This is a genomic window from Streptomyces sp. Ncost-T10-10d, from assembly GCF_900091955.1.
Taxonomy (GTDB): Bacteria; Actinomycetota; Actinomycetes; order Streptomycetales; family Streptomycetaceae; genus Streptomyces.
On record NZ_FMDF01000170.1, the window covers coordinates 1 to 15,091 of the forward strand.

The 15,091-nt window shown below is 68.5% G+C and carries 13 protein-coding genes and 1 pseudogene; 9 read left to right on the forward strand and 5 right to left on the reverse strand.

All coding sequences use genetic code 11. The annotated features are described in order from the left end of the window. Nucleotides 1-284: 284 nt before the first annotated feature. Both GA0115254_RS43975 and GA0115254_RS30845 read right to left on the reverse strand, forming a co-directional pair. On the reverse strand, nt 285-557 hold the full coding sequence (locus GA0115254_RS43975; protein WP_141720944.1) for a hypothetical protein: 273 nt from the start codon (nt 555-557) through the stop codon (nt 285-287). A gap of 15 nt (nt 558-572) precedes the next feature. Continuing rightward, the gene (locus GA0115254_RS30845; protein WP_093898568.1) at nt 573-1,088 is read right to left on the reverse strand and encodes a MarR family winged helix-turn-helix transcriptional regulator; all 516 of its coding nucleotides are present in this window, start codon (nt 1,086-1,088) and stop codon (nt 573-575) included. A gap of 117 nt (nt 1,089-1,205) precedes the next feature. Here GA0115254_RS30845 and GA0115254_RS30850 point away from each other — a divergent pair, with 117 nt between their 5' ends. Both GA0115254_RS30850 and GA0115254_RS47910 read left to right on the forward strand, forming a co-directional pair. Beyond that, on the forward strand, nt 1,206-1,619 hold the full coding sequence (locus GA0115254_RS30850) for an organic hydroperoxide resistance protein (RefSeq protein ID WP_093898569.1): 414 nt from the start codon (nt 1,206-1,208) through the stop codon (nt 1,617-1,619). Between the two features lie 22 nt (nt 1,620-1,641). Further along, nucleotides 1,642-1,992: pseudogene (locus GA0115254_RS47910) on the forward strand (DUF6009 family protein); the annotation flags it as partial. Nucleotides 1,993-2,011: 19 nt separating this feature from the next. On the opposite strand, the gene GA0115254_RS46725 reads toward GA0115254_RS47910, so the two are convergent. Next, nucleotides 2,012-2,218 carry a DUF6300 family protein gene (locus GA0115254_RS46725; RefSeq protein WP_256102866.1) on the reverse strand — a complete coding sequence of 69 codons (207 nt, stop codon included), beginning with the start codon at nt 2,216-2,218 and terminating at the stop codon, nt 2,012-2,014. Nucleotides 2,219-2,892: 674 nt separating this feature from the next. Between GA0115254_RS46725 and GA0115254_RS30865 the strand changes: the two genes are divergently transcribed. The 7 genes from GA0115254_RS30865 (at nt 2,893) to GA0115254_RS30895 (ending at nt 12,875) form a co-directional block, all read left to right on the forward strand. Beyond that, entirely contained in the window at nt 2,893-3,363 is a 471-nt protein-coding gene (locus GA0115254_RS30865; protein ID WP_370740971.1) for a hypothetical protein, read from the forward strand. Further along, the gene (locus GA0115254_RS30870) at nt 3,333-4,751 is read left to right on the forward strand and encodes a hypothetical protein (RefSeq protein ID WP_093898572.1); all 1,419 of its coding nucleotides are present in this window, start codon (nt 3,333-3,335) and stop codon (nt 4,749-4,751) included. The genes GA0115254_RS30865 and GA0115254_RS30870 overlap by 31 nt, the downstream gene beginning before the upstream one ends. Beyond that, a complete protein-coding gene (locus GA0115254_RS30875; RefSeq protein WP_093898573.1) occupies nt 4,748-6,202 on the forward strand; it encodes a VWA domain-containing protein in 1,455 nt (484 codons plus the stop codon). Before GA0115254_RS30870 ends, GA0115254_RS30875 begins: the two co-directional genes overlap by 4 nt. 12 nt (nt 6,203-6,214) lie before the next feature. Continuing rightward, a complete protein-coding gene (locus GA0115254_RS30880; protein ID WP_093898574.1) occupies nt 6,215-7,327 on the forward strand; it encodes an ATP-binding protein in 1,113 nt (370 codons plus the stop codon). Continuing rightward, nucleotides 7,324-10,119: a DUF5682 family protein gene (locus GA0115254_RS30885; RefSeq protein WP_093898575.1), complete on the forward strand. Its 2,796-nt coding sequence runs from the start codon at nt 7,324-7,326 to the stop codon at nt 10,117-10,119. Before GA0115254_RS30880 ends, GA0115254_RS30885 begins: the two co-directional genes overlap by 4 nt. Before the next feature lie 253 nt (nt 10,120-10,372). Beyond that, on the forward strand, nt 10,373-11,857 hold the full coding sequence (locus GA0115254_RS30890; protein WP_093898576.1) for a peptidoglycan D,D-transpeptidase FtsI family protein: 1,485 nt from the start codon (nt 10,373-10,375) through the stop codon (nt 11,855-11,857). 502 nt (nt 11,858-12,359) lie between these two features. Further along, the gene (locus GA0115254_RS30895; protein ID WP_256102859.1) at nt 12,360-12,875 is read left to right on the forward strand and encodes an HIT family protein; all 516 of its coding nucleotides are present in this window, start codon (nt 12,360-12,362) and stop codon (nt 12,873-12,875) included. 305 nt (nt 12,876-13,180) lie between these two features. Here the strand turns inward: GA0115254_RS30895 and GA0115254_RS30900 are convergent, their stop codons facing one another. Both GA0115254_RS30900 and GA0115254_RS30905 read right to left on the reverse strand, forming a co-directional pair. Continuing rightward, nucleotides 13,181-14,002, reverse strand: coding sequence for a LysR family transcriptional regulator (locus tag GA0115254_RS30900; protein WP_093898577.1), 822 nt, complete (start codon nt 14,000-14,002; stop codon nt 13,181-13,183). Between the two features lie 184 nt (nt 14,003-14,186). Beyond that, nucleotides 14,187-15,014, reverse strand: coding sequence for an EamA family transporter (locus tag GA0115254_RS30905; protein ID WP_176740373.1), 828 nt, complete (start codon nt 15,012-15,014; stop codon nt 14,187-14,189). Nucleotides 15,015-15,091: the final 77 nt, after the last annotated feature.

The following is a 15,091-nucleotide window of genomic DNA, read 5'->3' on the forward strand; positions in this document are numbered from 1 at the left end:
GGCACCGCTTCTTGCCGCTGGTTGTCGTCGCCATTGCCCTTCGGTGAGCTCAAACACTTCCGTGCCTTCGTCGGCGCAGCAACTGTGTTCATCTGCTTTTGCCGGGTGGTCGTCTGAACCGGGGGCCGGTACATGGACAAGCGCGACGGCCGTTCGGAGAGTCGTCAGAGACCGGACGGGTCGTTGGAGAGCCAGTCGGCGTGCCGGTTGAGAATCCGGTCCCGTCCTTCAGGAGCAGAGAGGGAGACGTCGGCACGACCGTCGTGGGGATGGTGCATGCGCATTCAGGGCGGCGCCGGAAGGGGCGGCTCGTTCGCCGAACGGATCGCCGCTGCCCTGGGCGCGGGGGTGCCGTAATCGCCGTCCTCCCACGAGTCGGCTTCGTCACCGGTCTGGGCGCCGACACCGTCATCGATCACAAGCCCCGGCTCTTCGAGGACCTTCGTTTGTAGCGCCAAGTGGTCGTCGGCGTGGCGGGCGTCGGCGGCGGTCTGTTCGTCGGCGGGGCAGCCGGGGCGCCTTCCCCGCTTCCCGGGACCTTCTGCAGAACCGCCCACGTCTGGCGAGGGACGCTACTTCTCGGACACCGTGTCGGCGCAGCTCGGGTTCTCCTCCAGTGCTGCCGTGTCCAGGGCTGCCGTGAGTCGGTTGAGGCGGGCTCGCAGGTTGCTGATCTCGTCGAGGTCGAAGCCGGTGGCCGCGGCGATCCGGCGCGGCACGGCCAGCGCCCGCTCGCGCAGTGCCGTGCCCTCGTCCGTGAGGTGGATGTGCACCGACCGCTCGTCCTGGGCGCTGCGCTCGCGCCGTACCAGGCCTGCCGCCTCCAGTCGCTTCAGTAGTGGTGACAGCGTGCCGGAGTCGAGCCGCAGGTGCTCTCCCAGCGCCTTCACCGGCAGCTCGCCGTGCTCCCAGAGCGCCAGCATCACCAGGTACTGGGGATAGGTGAGCCCGAGGTCCTTGAGGAGTACGCGGTAAACGCTGCCGAAGGCGCGTGACGCGGCGTTCAAGGAAAAGCAGATCTGCTGGTCGAGGCGGAGGTAATCGGCCTCGGACGGGGCCTCGCGGCTCGGGCTGGACGTGGAGGTCATGGATCCAGCATAACTCTGCGCGTCATTAGGTTGTGCACAATTTGATTGTGTGCTTTCCTTGAGTGGAAGCGGCCGGACAGCGCCGCTGGGACATTACTTTCGAGAGGAATCGCTTTCATGGAAGCGCTCTACACCGCCGTCGCCACTGCCACCCACGGCCGTGAGGGCCGCGCCGTCACCGCCGACGGCAAGCTGGATCTGCAGCTGGCCATTCCGGTGGAGATGGGCGGCAGCGGCCAGGGCACGAACCCGGAGCAGCTGTTCGCCGCCGGTTACGCCGCCTGCTTCGCCAGTGCGCTGGGGCTCGTCGGTCGTCAGGCCAAGATCGACGTCAGTGACGCCGCCGTGACCGGTGAGGTCGGAATCGGCAAGCAGGGTGAGGGATTCGGTCTCGCGGTCACGCTGCGCGTGGAACTGCCCGAGGCCGTCGACGAGGCCACCGGCCGCAAGCTGGTCGAGCAGGCCCACCAGGTCTGCCCCTACTCCAACGCGACCCGCGGCAACATCCCGGTCGAGCTCGTCATCGAGTAGTCCTGCAGGTGGCGATGGGCCGGTGCCTGGGACCAACCCCCAGTGGGGACCGGCCTCGCCGTGTGTCTGCTCCACGCCACCCCCTCCGCGATTCGGGGCCGGCTGCGCGTATGGGTTTCAGCGGTCCCGGCGGCGGCGGGGGAGCGGTACACACAGCCACGAAGCCCAAGCAGCGTGGCTCGAAGGCACCGAGCTCCTCGTCTGCGTCCGCCGAACCCCTGGCAAAGCTCCCACCGACGCAGTAGATCCCCGCTGTGCCCGCGACAGGTGCGTGATCGGGTACATCGAACTCGCCGCCGATGCCGACCTGGACAGCGGGCTGTACCGGGGTCGCGTGTCCTTCCTCCTGCCCCGTGTCCGACAGGGCCGGCGAGAAGGTCCCGCGTACTCGGTCACGGCTCCACAGCGGGCGACTCCTGCCAGGACCAGCCGTGTTCGGCCATCTGTTCCTCCGTCCACTCCATCAGCGCCCGGGCTGCGTCCTCGGTGCGCGTCACGTCCCGCCCGCCGCCTTCGGCAAACCACCGCAGCAGTGCGTCGGCGGTGACCCTGTCCGCGTCGCAGGCAACGTACAACTCCAGGTGCCGGCCGCCTCCCAGTGTCGTCCTGTGGCATCACGACGCCGGTGATCAACTGCGTTCCGGCACCCCCCGTTCATGGTCTGAGGACCGTGTGCCCGAGCGGGCCGCCCCGCCCCGGCGCACTGCCCGCGGTGCGGAAGTGGCGACACTGTGCTCAAGCCGGGCGACGACATAGTGAAGCGCGGTCGGTGCCTCCGCTGCGATGAGGAATTCCAGACCACGCCCAGCCTGATCTCCGGGAGTTACCGCATCGACGGCTCTACGGCGCGTCTGGCGTCCGCTTCACGCGGGTTGGCGGCGCGCCCCATGCTTTCGGGTGACGATCTCAACGAGTTGGTCAGCGCCTCTTGGCCGGGTCTCAGGCCGACCTCCTTCGCACCTCTGCCGGCCCGCAGCCTCGCTCGGATCGCCGGGCGCCGCGGGGGTCAACTGGTTGGGTTGCCATCGGCTCCCGTCGTCGGAGCCCGGTCACCTACTGTCCGCACCCGGAGAACCACCGCCGGATATCCGCCTCATTCCGTGGCCTTGTTGCTGGTTCCGGGAGCGGTGCGTGGCGCGGCTGTGCGTCCGCGATCGGCGTTGTCAGTGGTCGCAAGTATGTTCAGTCGTGTCCCGCCGTTGTGGCGCGGAAGTCCTCTTGGTGCATAGGAGATGGTGCGTTGTCAGACTGGGAGAGGTCGAGCACGGCACGGGTGACAGCGCCGGCACGGCCGCGCAAACTTGCCAAGGTTCCGTTCGTCGAACTGGCGGACGGACGCTTGCAGGGCGTGGTGTCCAGCGGCTCGGACATTGAGCGGGTCTATGTCTCGTCGGTCGTGGCAGGCACTTACGCGTTCGCTTGCAGCACCAACAACAACCGGCCCTGTGGTGGTGCGCGGGGCTCGTTCTGCAATCACGTCCGAGCCCTGATCAACGAGGCGGTGCTGCAGTACGGCGCCGAGCGCGTCGCCCGCTATCTCAGGGTCGAGATCGTGGACGGGGAGCCGAGCGCGCTCACCATCACCACCGACATGAGCAACAGACGTCCACCGCAGGGGGACACCAAGGCTGCCGCGCCGGTCTTCAGCAGGTTCCTGCGTCACCTGGCCTACCTGGAACTCGCCCCGACCACCGCACCGTTGCCGGAGATGCAGTGGTTCCCGCCGACCAGGGCGGTGGCGTGATGCGCGCCGACCTGCTCTGCGAATCCATTGCCGGGCTCGACGAAGCCCTGACGGCCGTCGACGCCTTCGACCGGGCTCTCGCCGCCGGCCTGCTCCGCCCGCAACCGGCCCAGGCCGCCGACCTGACAGAGCTCGCCCGCGCCGTCGAGGGGACGCCGCTGGCCGTCAGGGTCGCCGAGGCAGTCGAGAAGGCGGCGGACGGAGCGGCGAGCGAAGACCACTTCGTCGCCCTCGCCGCTGCCCGTACTGCACTGCTCGGCTCCGTCCACGACGCACTGATGACCCGCGTCGAAGAGGCGACCGGCCGGCCCGGCAGCGAGGAGACCGTCCCGGTGCCCGGCGGGCAGCAAGCGGCGAACCTGCTTGCCGCCGCCCGCTCCTGGCTGTCGGATCTGGCGCGCTCCGGATGGCAGGGCATCGACCACGACCTGGTCTCCGGGGCGGCGCACGTTGTCTCCGCGATGCTTCCGGACCCGGCCCTGCGCCGCCTGGCGACGCTCCTCGACGGCTTCTCCGCCGAACTCGCCGCATCCTGCCCGGGTGCGGCCCTGGAAAGGATTCCGGCACGCCGCTGGGCCGACCTGTGGTCGCGTGCGATGCTGCTGACGCTGCCCGGTGCGGCCGGGACGCCCATGACCGGGACGGCCACCGGCCGCCTGCTGCCCCTCGGCGTCGACCTGCAGGAACACGGGACTGCCGCACAGGCCCAGGTCCACGCGGTGTTCGAGCCCGCGGACGGTGCGGCGCCCCGCCTGTTGCGCGCCGGTGTGTCGGTGCCGAAGCCCGACACGGTCGTCGGAGCCGGTGTCTGGCAGCTGCTCCGCCCCCACATGTCGCTGCTGACGGCCGTCAGCGAGGGCCGCTCGATGAACCTCGTCGGCATGCCGGTCACCGCCGAGGGCGACCTGCTCTGGAGCGACGAGCACGCGCACCCGAGCGAGCCCGCCGACGCCTTCGCCACCGCCCGCGTTGCCCTGCCCACTGCCACCGGCACGGCGACGGCACCCCTGGACCGGCACCCGGCGCGCATCGCCGTACCCGTGTTCCTGGAGGGCTACACCGCCCAGAAGGACGACGACACACTGACGTTCACCGTCGCCGGACACCCTCTCGCTGTCGATACCGACCGCATCCCGACTGCCGGACCGCTCACACCCGACGCCGTTGCGGCGTCCGATGCGTGCATCGGGCTGCTCCGCTGGGACGCCGGGACGTATCGCGTCCAGCCTCTGGCCGTCGAGACGACCGTACGGAAGAAGGCTGTTGCGATCCATGCGGGTGCATGGGCCGGGGGAACGACCGACAAGGCCGGCGTCAAGGCCGAGAAGGCCGCCACCGACGCCGTGGCCGTGCTGCGGGAGCGCGCGGGGAGGCTGCTGCGGAAATGACGGAGCACACGACCGAACAACCGGCCGGGTACGCGACCTCACAGAACCCGGAGGCGGACCCCCACGACAACCGCCGTCAGGTCCTGTACTGGCGCCTCCTCGCCCGCCTCTTCGACCATGAGGAGCAGGCTTCGCTGGAATCGGCGAGCCTCGCCGTCGTCGATGACATCGGTCTGCCGTCCGCGCTCCTGGACCCGCAGGAATCCGTCGACTCGATCGTGCAGCGCCACCCGGAGCTGGCTGCCGAGTTCGACGGTCTGATGGCCCCCGAGCCCGACGACGAAGGTGCGTGCGACCGGGCCGCCGAAGTACGGCGCGCGGCGCTGGTGTCGAAGGTGCTGCTCAATGTCTTCGCCTCCGGCTCCGGCACGGTCACCGCCGGGCAGCTGGCGCGCTGGCAGTCCGACGCCGGCTGGCTGGAGCGTGCGCTGGGCTGCAAGCCCGGCGAGCTGCGTGGCGGCCGCGCCGGTGGGGCCGGGGGAGGCGTGGCAGGACCGGGCGTCACCCCGGCCGGCACCGGTGGCCCGGGCACGACGCCCGATCTCGGCCGGTTGATCTCAACGATAGGCCCGGAACTCGGCGCCATCGAGGCCGACCTCGTCAAGCGGATGTGTCTGCGCGAGGTGCTGGCCAACCCCAAGCTCGCCGCGCAGCTGACCCCGAGCATGTCACTGATCGAACAGCTGCTGAGAGACAAGAACAACCTCTCGGGCGTGGCCCTGGCCAACGCCAAGGCCCTGATCCGCCGTTTCGTCGACGAGGTCGCCGAAGTGCTCCGCACCCAAGTGGAAAAAGCCACGGTAGGCGCCCTGGACCGCTCCGTCCCGCCCAAGCGGGTGTTCCGCAACCTCGACCTCGACCGCACGATCTGGAAGAACCTCACGAACTGGAGCCCGGAGGAGGAGCGGCTTTACGTCGACCGCCTCTACTACCGGCACACCGTCCGTAAGACGACGCCCCAGCGGCTGATCGTCGTCGTGGACCAGTCGGGCTCGATGGTCGACTCGATGGTGAACTGCACCATCCTGGCGTCGATCTTCGCCGGGCTGCCGAAGGTGGACGTCCACCTGATCGCGTACGACACGCGTGCCATCGACCTGACGCCCTGGGTGAACGACCCGTTCGAGGCCCTGCTACGCACCAACCTCGGCGGCGGCAACGACGGTCCCGTCGCGATGGCCATGGCCCGTCCGAAGATCACCGACCCCAAAGACACCGTGATGGTGTGGATCTCCGACTTCTACGAATTCGACCGCTCCCAGCCGCTGTTCGAGGGCATCGAGGCCGTCCACCGCTCCGGAGTGAAGTTCATCCCCGTCGGTTCGGTCACCAGCTCCGGCCGCCACGAGGTCAACCCCTGGTTCCGTGAACGCTTCAAGGCTCTCGGTACGCCGGTGCTCTCCGGCCACATCCGCAAGCTCGTCCACGAACTCAAGACGTTTCTCGCTTAGAAAGGCCCTGCCATGTCCGACCTGTTGCGCGCCCCTGCCGAGATCAAGTACGCCGAGGAACTGGACTGGCTGGAGTCCATCGACGACAACCCCAAACCCTTCTCCTGGCGTCTGTCCCCGAAGATGGTCCGCCTGTTCATCCTGGGCTCCGAGCGTTCCGACGGCCTGGAGCGGGAAATCCCGCAGAAGTGGTACGGCGATCGCAGTTTCGTCGAGCGCTCCATCGTCACGTTGGCCTCCGACCGCGGGCTTCTGCTCATCGGCGACCCCGGCACCGGCAAGAGCTGGCTGGCCGAGCTGCTGTCCGCCGCGATCTCCCGCAACTCCACGCTGGTCGTGCAGGGTACCGCCGGCACCACCGAGGACCACATCAAGTACTCCTGGAACGTGTCCATGGTCATCGCCAAGGGCCAGTCGCGGCAGTCGATGATTCCCTCGCCGATCATGACCGCGATGGAGGCCGGCGCGATCGGCCGTTTCGAAGAACTCACCCGCTCCACCAGCGACGTCCAGGACGCGCTGATCTCGATCCTGTCCGAGAAGTACATCTCGGTCCCGGAACTGGACAGCGACAACATCGTGTTCGCCAAGCCCGGCTTCTCGGTCATCGCCACCGCCAACAGCCGCGACCGGGGCGTCAACGACCTGTCCTCGGCGCTCAAGCGCCGCTTCAACTTCGTCCGCATCCCGGTGGTGACGAACAAGAAGAGCGAGGCGGAGATCGTCCGCTTCCGCACCGAGGAGCTGCTGCGGCGCCACCAGATCGAGCTGGACGTGCCCCCGACGCTGCTCGACGTGCTGCTGCAGAGCTTCGCGGACCTGCGCGCCTCGGCGGCCGCGGCCGGCAGCGACGACGAGAAGCTGGAGTCCGCGCTGTCCTCCGCCGAACAGATCGGTGTGCTCGAGGACGCGATCCTGCACAGCAACTTCTTCGGCGAGCGCGCCCTGAGCGCCCGTACGCTGGCTTCCTCGCTCGTCGGGTCACTGGCCCGGCGCGAGCCCGAGGACCTCGCCATCCTCAACAAGTACCTGCATGGCGTCGTCGAACCGCGCAGCAAGGAAGAGGGCGGATCCTGGCCGGAGTTCCTGGAGGGCGGCCGCGACGCGATCGCCACCCTGTCATGAGCAGCACGCACGAGGGGCCCTTCGAAGCACTGCGCGGGCAGCTGCAGGAGGCCGCCGCGACGTTCGCCGACGGGCCCGACGCCCTGCAGGGCATCCTCCTCGGAATCGTCGACGACGTCGATCGCGCGGTGCGTGAGCCACTGGAGATCTTCCCCGTCTGCCACCACTCGCCCGCCTCGGCGGTTGCGATGGCACGCCGCCTGCGGGAGAAACAACCGAAGGTCGTGTACCTGGAGCTGTGCGAGGACATGGCGCCGCTCCTGACCGAACTGCGCAACTGCAAGCTCCCGGTGGCTCTCCAGGCGTTCGCGACCGAGGTCGACGGCTTCCCGGCCGAGTGGTCCCCGCTGTCGGTGGTCGCACCGATCACCGAGGCGTCGGCCGAATACCAGGCGATCGCCTACGCACTGGACACGCCGGGCGTAGAACTGGTCCTCGTCGACCGTTCCTCGGACCATGTCTTTCAGTGGGACGCGCGTGAAACGCGCACCGACGACCCAGCCGATCCGGACGCACCGCCCGCCGAGGAGGAGGCCGCGCTGCACGGCGACGCGGTCGGAGTGGAGATCGGCGACCTGCGGCCGCGCTTCGCCGAACTGGAGGAACACCTGCTGCGCCACGGCAGGGTGCGGCACTGGTCGGAATGGTGGCACCAGTATGTCGAACTGCCGCTCGGCGACAGCGACCACGACACCTACCGCCAGGTCATGCTGCTGATCGGCAGCCTCTTCCGGCGCCTCGCACCCGGCGACCCCCATAGGGTGCGCGTGGACGAGGACCGGGAGCGCTACATGTGGACCAGGATGCGCGAGCACCTGGCCGCGACCGGCGCCGACCCTGCGGACTGCCTCTACATCTGCGGCGCCTTCCACGCGGCCAGTCGCGTCGGCGAGTTCGGCGTCCACGGCACCGACGCCTTCGAGATCAGCTCGCGCAGCGCCACCAAGTGGCAGCACGGGTTGATTCCTTCCAGCCACGCGGCGATCGAGGCACAGTTCGGCCTGGCCGCCGGCTCGGTGTCGATCGCCGCGACGGTCTGGGCGAAGAACGTCAGGCGCACGCGCGTGGAGCCGTACCGCCTGGCGGGACAGGTGGGTGTGAAGAACACGAAGGCCAGGAAGACCGCGGCCGCGGCGGTTCCCGAACCGACGGTCGAGCCTTCGGACAAGCTGACCGGGTTCCTGCAGCAACCGCCCGTCCTGGACCGTCTGGACGAGACCGAACTGCTCGGTTGGTCGGTGGAGATCGTGCGCGCCGCGCGCCGATGCGGCTACCTCGCCTCCACCGCCGACGCCATCGCGGTGTTCGAGACGTCGATCCTGCTGGCCGGGATGCGTGACCGGGCCCGGCCTACGCCGTACGACTTCCAGGATGCGGCCGTCACCTGCATCGAGAAGGACACTGTGCCCGGCCGACGCGACGTGCGCCGCCTCGTGGAGATCATGATGGGTGGCGACCGGGTCGGCCAGGTCGGCTACGACGCGCTGCCACCCCTGGCCCGCGACGTGCACGACCGGCTCGCGCCCTTGAGCCTGAAGCTTCAGCAGCGCGGCGTGCAACGCGCTCTGCTGGACATCGCCTCCGAGCCGGAACTGGAGCGGTGTTCCGACATGCTGTGGATGCTGCGCTTCCTGATGCCGCAGGGCGCGGCTCGGCCGATCATGGGCGAGCGGAGACTGGGAGAGCGGCCGATCCAGGAGTCGTGGGACCTGGCGCTGGGCACCCATCAGCGGGCGCTCATCGAGCTCGGCTACGAGGGCGTGAGCATCGAGCAGGTCCTGGAGCAGCGACTGCGCCGTACGGCGTACGGCCCGCACGCCACCGCGGCGACCGTCCTGGAGGCCGTCGAGGACGCGACGCTGTACCTGCGCAGCCGCCGCCTCGCCGACGACTTGGGCACACGCGCCCTGGAGGTACTGTCGGCCGAGCGCAGCGTGGACGGCGCACCGGAGGTGCTGCGCCGGGTGCGGCGGTTGCTGGCCTACTACCGCACCAGTGAGCCGGTTCTGCCGCCGTGGATCGAGTCCTTCGTCAAGACGGGATACGCGCACTACTGCACCCTGCTGCCGACCGCGTTCACCGACGACGACGCCACCGTCCGCCAAGTGGCTGCGATGCTGGGCTTCCTGTTCAGCATGGAGAGTCTGGCGCTTTCGCTGGGCTGCGACCGGGCCCAACTTGAACTGGCCGTCGCCCAGTCGCATCCGCAGGACCCGTCGAAGACTGCGCTGCTGTGGGCGGCTCAGGTGCAGCTCGGGTACCTCTCTCGCGCGGACCTTCGGGCCAAGTGCGACGAACTGCTCGGCAACCCCTTGGTGGTACCTGCCTATCCGCGCTACCTCAGCGGCTTCGTACACGCCCTGGAGCCCGTCCCGGGCCTCACCGACTTCGTCGTGGAGGCGGTCTCGAACGCGTTCGGACGGCTGCCGGACCCGGTGCTCCTGCCTTGGCTGCCGACCCTGATCACCACCTTGCGATCGGGTGGCGCCGAGCTGGCCCCGCTGCTGATCCGTGAGGCCGGGCGGATCTTCCCCAGTCGGCTCGCCGTGCTGGACGAGTGGGTACCGCCGTGGCGGGCGCAGCCGCAAGCAGTGCATACGGCGCGGCGCGCGGACGTCGGCCGCGGTTGCACGCTGCTCGTTGCCCATCCTGCGGCGTGCGACGCGGTGGCGAGCCTGCTGGGCTGTGACGGGACGTGGGAGACGGTGGACCCCGGTCCGTCAGGCGCGGCACTGGCCGGTCGCCATCCGGATACGGCTGTGGCGCTGGAGGTGCTGCTGGCCGGCGCATGATCTCGGCGGGGTGGAGGCCCGCGCAGCGGATCCGCCCTCTGCGGGGACCGGTCCCGCGGACGGCCCGACGCGGCACGGCAAGCGGGTCCGGGTCCGGCCGCAGCAACGTCCTTTGCAGCGGTCGGCGTATCAGGGATCTGCCGTCGCCGCGCGGTCCAGGGGCAGGAGCAGCAGAGGTGCATTGGCGCAACCATGCGGCCCTCAGGTGCATCTGCATAATTGAAGATCAAATGGTTCGGATATCGGGAGAACGATGAACAGGCCGTTGCGGCACATAGCCGTCTTCTGTGGGCTGCTGGTGCTGGCCTTGCTGCTCCGGGCGAACTGGATCCAGTATTTCCAGAGCGATGCTCTTGCCACTGACGAGCACAATCGCCGGGTGAAGATCGCTCAGTTCGCCAGCCCGCGCGGCGACATCATCGTGGGCGGTGCCCCGATTACCGGCTCGAAGGCCGTCTCCGGCACGGACTTCAAGTACCAGCGGACCTTCAAACAGGGCGCGATGTACGCTCCGGTCACCGGGTACGCGTCACAGGCACAGGGCATGTCCCTGCTGGAGAAGACGTACGACAGCGTGCTCAGCGGCCAGGACGACCGGTTCGCCTTCCGGCACGCCAAAGACATTCTCACCGGCGAGCAGCGCCGCGGCGGTGATGTGATCACTACGATCGACCCGAAGGCGCAGAAGGCGGGCTACAAGGGGCTGACCGACCTCGGTGCCCGCGGCGCGGTTGTCGCCCTCGACCCGCGCACCGGAAAGGTCCTCGCGCTGGTCTCCACCCCTTCCTACGACCCGTCCGTCTTCGCGGGGAACTCGTTCAAGGAAGGCGACAGGTTCCAGGACCTCGTCGACGACAAGAGCAAACCTCTGGCCAACCGTCCCCTGCGCGAGACCTTCCCGCCCGGCTCCACCTTCAAGATCCTCACGGCGGCCGCCGCTCTGGAGAACGGTGTGGTCACAGACGTCGACGCGGCGTCCGACGCCGTTTCCCCGTACCCTCTGCCGCTCTCCTCGAACAAGATCAGCAGTGAAGCCGGCGACGCGGTCTGCAACAAGGCGTCCATGAAGACCGCCATGCAGTACTCCTGCAACAACGTCTTCCTCGACGCGGCCTCGAAGGTCGGCGCGGACAAGATGCGCGAGACAGCGGAGAAGTTCGGCTTCAACGCCGATGTCTACTCCGACGAGTTCGGCGACATGCTCGCCACCAAAAGCCTCTACCCGAGCCAACTGGACAAGCCCGGGACCGCGCTGACGGGTATGGGCCAGGGCAGCCTCACCAGCACCCCGATGCAGATGGCCATGGTGACCGCCGCCCTCGCCAACGACGGCAAGCTGATGCAGCCTTACATCGTCGAAGAGTTGCGCGGCCCCGACCTGTCGACCCTGGAGAGGCACGAACCGAAGCTCAAGAGCCAGGCCGTCTCGGAGGAGACCGCGAAGAAGGTCCAGGAAATGATGGAATTCACCGCCAAGGAGGGCAGCGCCCAACGTGCCCTGATCGACGGCGTCACGGTCGGTGGCAAGACCGGCACGGCACAGCGCGGTGTGAACGTGAATGACGAGGTGCCGTACGGCTGGTTCGTCTCGTACGGCAAGAAGGCCGACGGCGCGTCGGTTGCGGTTGCGGTCTTCATCGACCCGACGGACATGGACATCTCCCGCTCGGACATCTCGGGCGGACGGCTGGGCGGACCGATCGCGAAACGTGTGATGCAAGCAGTGCTGGGAAGCTGAGGAATCAGCTCATTTGATGTGTCTGCGGTCTGATCCGCCGGACAGAACCAGGGCTTTGTCAGGATATGGCCAGGGCGTGGTTCTGGTGGTTCCGCTGCTGGTCCGGGGCGCATCAACTCGCCTCATCGGCGGTCGGCGCAAGCCGATGCAGCCAATGGCCGGACGGCTTGAGTCTGATCACCGGGGGGCAGGTCCGTGATGTCGAGGCTCGTGGTGAAGTCGCCTTCGTTCAGAAGCAGCCGGACGGCCGCAGTGTGCACCCCGGGCCGTGCCGCGCACGTCGCCTCCCGCGGGGTCCGGATACGCTTCGGTGACTACGACGCCCCGGACACCCTGCGTACCGCGTTCAAGGACGCCGACCGCGTTCCACTGATCTTTTCCGCGGAACGTCGAGGTCTGAGTGAAATGTGGCGGCAGGGGCGGCGGGGATGTTGCGTACACGGCCCCCGCGCCCGGCGACTTGCGCTGTGCCGTCTCGGCGGATCGGCGGAGAGGAGAGAGCGTGTCACCGGAGCAGCTGTCCCATGACGTCGAGGCCTACGAGGCCAGGGTGCGTGGCGGCCCGTGCTTTGTGTGCGAGTTCGTGGCGGGTGCCCCTGGTTCTGCGCATGTCACGGTGTATGAGGACGACCAGCATGTCGCCTTCCTTGACCGGTATCCGACAGTGCCGGGGAAGGTGCTCGTGGCCCCAAAGGCTCACATCGAGCACGCGGTTCGCGATCTGAACGAGTTTGCTTACCTGCAACTGATGTCGGTGGTCCGAAAGGTGGCCCTGGCGGTGGAGGCGGTGATGAAGCCCGAGCGTACGTATCTGCTGTCCCTTGGGAGTCAGCAGGGGAATTCACATCTTCATTGGCATATCGCCGGCCTTCCTGTGGGAACCCCGTACCGGCAACAGCAGTTTCACGCTCTGATGACCGAGAATGGTGTGCTGTCCTTCAAGGACGAGGAGGCTGCCGCGATGGGTGAACGCCTGCGCGCGGCACTTTCCGAGGGCTGGGCGGCCGGCAGCGAGTAGGCGGCGCTGCCGCGCGGCCCGGACCCAGGCGGTCGCCGCAGCCGCGACAGCCTCGTTCTCCAGGTCCAGCGCGATACCGCCGGGTGCGCTGCCGGTGGTGGAGGAATTGCGTGCGGAGTATCGGCGCCCGGCGTTCAAGCACTGGATCCGTGCCGCGGATGGGTGCCACAGCTGCACGGAGGTCCTGAAGGAGGAGACCTTCACGACGCCCGCCGCCGGCCCGAAGCACAGCATCTCGGCGGCGTTGGTACAGCTCGTACGACGACACCTACGCCGATGACGCCGAGACCCTTGCGTCCCTCCGCTCAGATGGCAGCTCGTTCCGCGAGGACCGTTTCGCGGAACGGGGCCACCATGGGCCGAAGATCGCCCCGGTGCCAGGCCGCCCGTAGATGCGCCGATCCCGTGTACCAGGGAAGCTCACACACCACGATGTCGTCGTTCGTGCCACGTACCATGTTCCTCCGAACGAACGCAAGGCTGAGACCGGAGGCGGCCAAGCCCAGTGCGATGAGCGGATCGGCTGCACCGAGGCGGATGTCCGGCGTGAAGCCGGAGGCCACGCACGACGCGACGAACGTGTCACGCCGGGCCGGGGCCTGTGAGTCACTCACCGCGATCCAGGGCTGCCCGTTCAGGGAATCGGGCATCAACTCCACCTGTCCGGCCAGGAGATGATCCGCGGGCAGCGCGAGCAGCAGCGTCTCCTGAAGCAGAGGAACTGCCTTCAGATCCGGGTCGTCCTCGGGTGACGGTGTGCGCACCAGCTCGATGTCCAGACTGCGCCGGCGCAGGCCCCCGAACTGCTCGGCCGACTCCTGGTCGTACAGCGCAACGTGGATACCGGGGCGTTCCTCACGCAGGGCGCGAAGGGCGGTGGGCAGGACGCCTGTGTGCATGGCGTCGGTTACGTATCCGATACACAAACCGCCCTCCTCGCCGCGGCCGAGTCGTCGGCCGAGGTTCTCCAGCCGGTCGGCGTGACGCAGCAGAGCGCGGGCCTCGAGCAGGAAGACACGGTCGTCGGAGGTCAGCCGGATGTGCTGTTGGCTGCGCTCGCAGAGGGTGAGGCCCAGGTTCTTCTCGAGCTGAGCGATCTGCCGGCTGAGAGGCGGGCTGGGTTCCATGTCCCGGAGTCGTGCTCGGGGCGGCCGCCGTGGGCACGGGTGCGAGCGGGCGCTGCGCCATCCCGGTCGAGTCGGACGAATGTGGGTTCGCCCTTCGAATAGGCCGCCGACGACCCAGACACCGATGGTGGTGTCCTTGATGGCGGCGTTGAACGAGGCAGGATCCGGGTGGGTGTGATCGGTTTTATGGGGCCGTCTTCTCCTTGGGGTGCTGAGCGACTGTGCCCACGACGACAGCGTTGGCGGTCACGATCACGACGATGGCCAGCCACGACGTCATGTCGAGGTGCTGGCCCAGCACGAGCAGGCCGACCAGGGCGGCGAACACCGGATTGACGCTCATGAAGATCCCGAAGAAGTGGGCCGGGATCCGTCGCAACGCGAGCAGGTCAGCCAGGAACGGTACGGCGGAGGACAGCACTCCGGCGGCCAGCGCGCACAGCAGAGCGGGGGCCGTGGGGCGGTGGAGCCAAAGGACTGCGACGCCCACGGGCAGGTAGAGCAGACCGGAGACGGCCGCGGCCGCAGCCGAGCCCTGCAGGCCTGGCAGGCGCTCGCCCACGGTGCGATTGAGAAGGATGTAACAGCCCCAGCAGACGGCGGCCAGCAGGGCCAGAGCGATGCCGAGGTAGTCGGTGCTCGGCCGGGGGCGCGTGAGGACCACCACGGCCGCAGCAACGGCGAGTGCGCAGACCAGATTGGTACGGCGGCGGGAGCCGGCCAGCGCCACGGTGAGCGGGCCGAGGAACTCCAGGGTGACCGCGAGACCGAGCCCGATCCGGTCGATCGCCATGTACAGCGTGAGGTTCATGGCGGCGAACACCGCCGCCAGGCCCAGCACAGGCCGCCATTGCGCGGTGGTGAACGACCGCAGCTTCGGCCGGCCCGCGCCCAGCAGTACTGCGGCGGCCACCCACTGGCGCACCGCCACAACGCCTACCGGTCCGAGGACCGGGAAAGCGAGGGCGGCCACCGACGCTCCGACCTGATTGGACAGACCGCTGCCCAGCATCAGGGCGATCCCGGACGGCCGGGGCGGGCCCGTCTGCGGTGCGGTCCCGGCTGTCATTTCCGTACGAGCATCGGTTG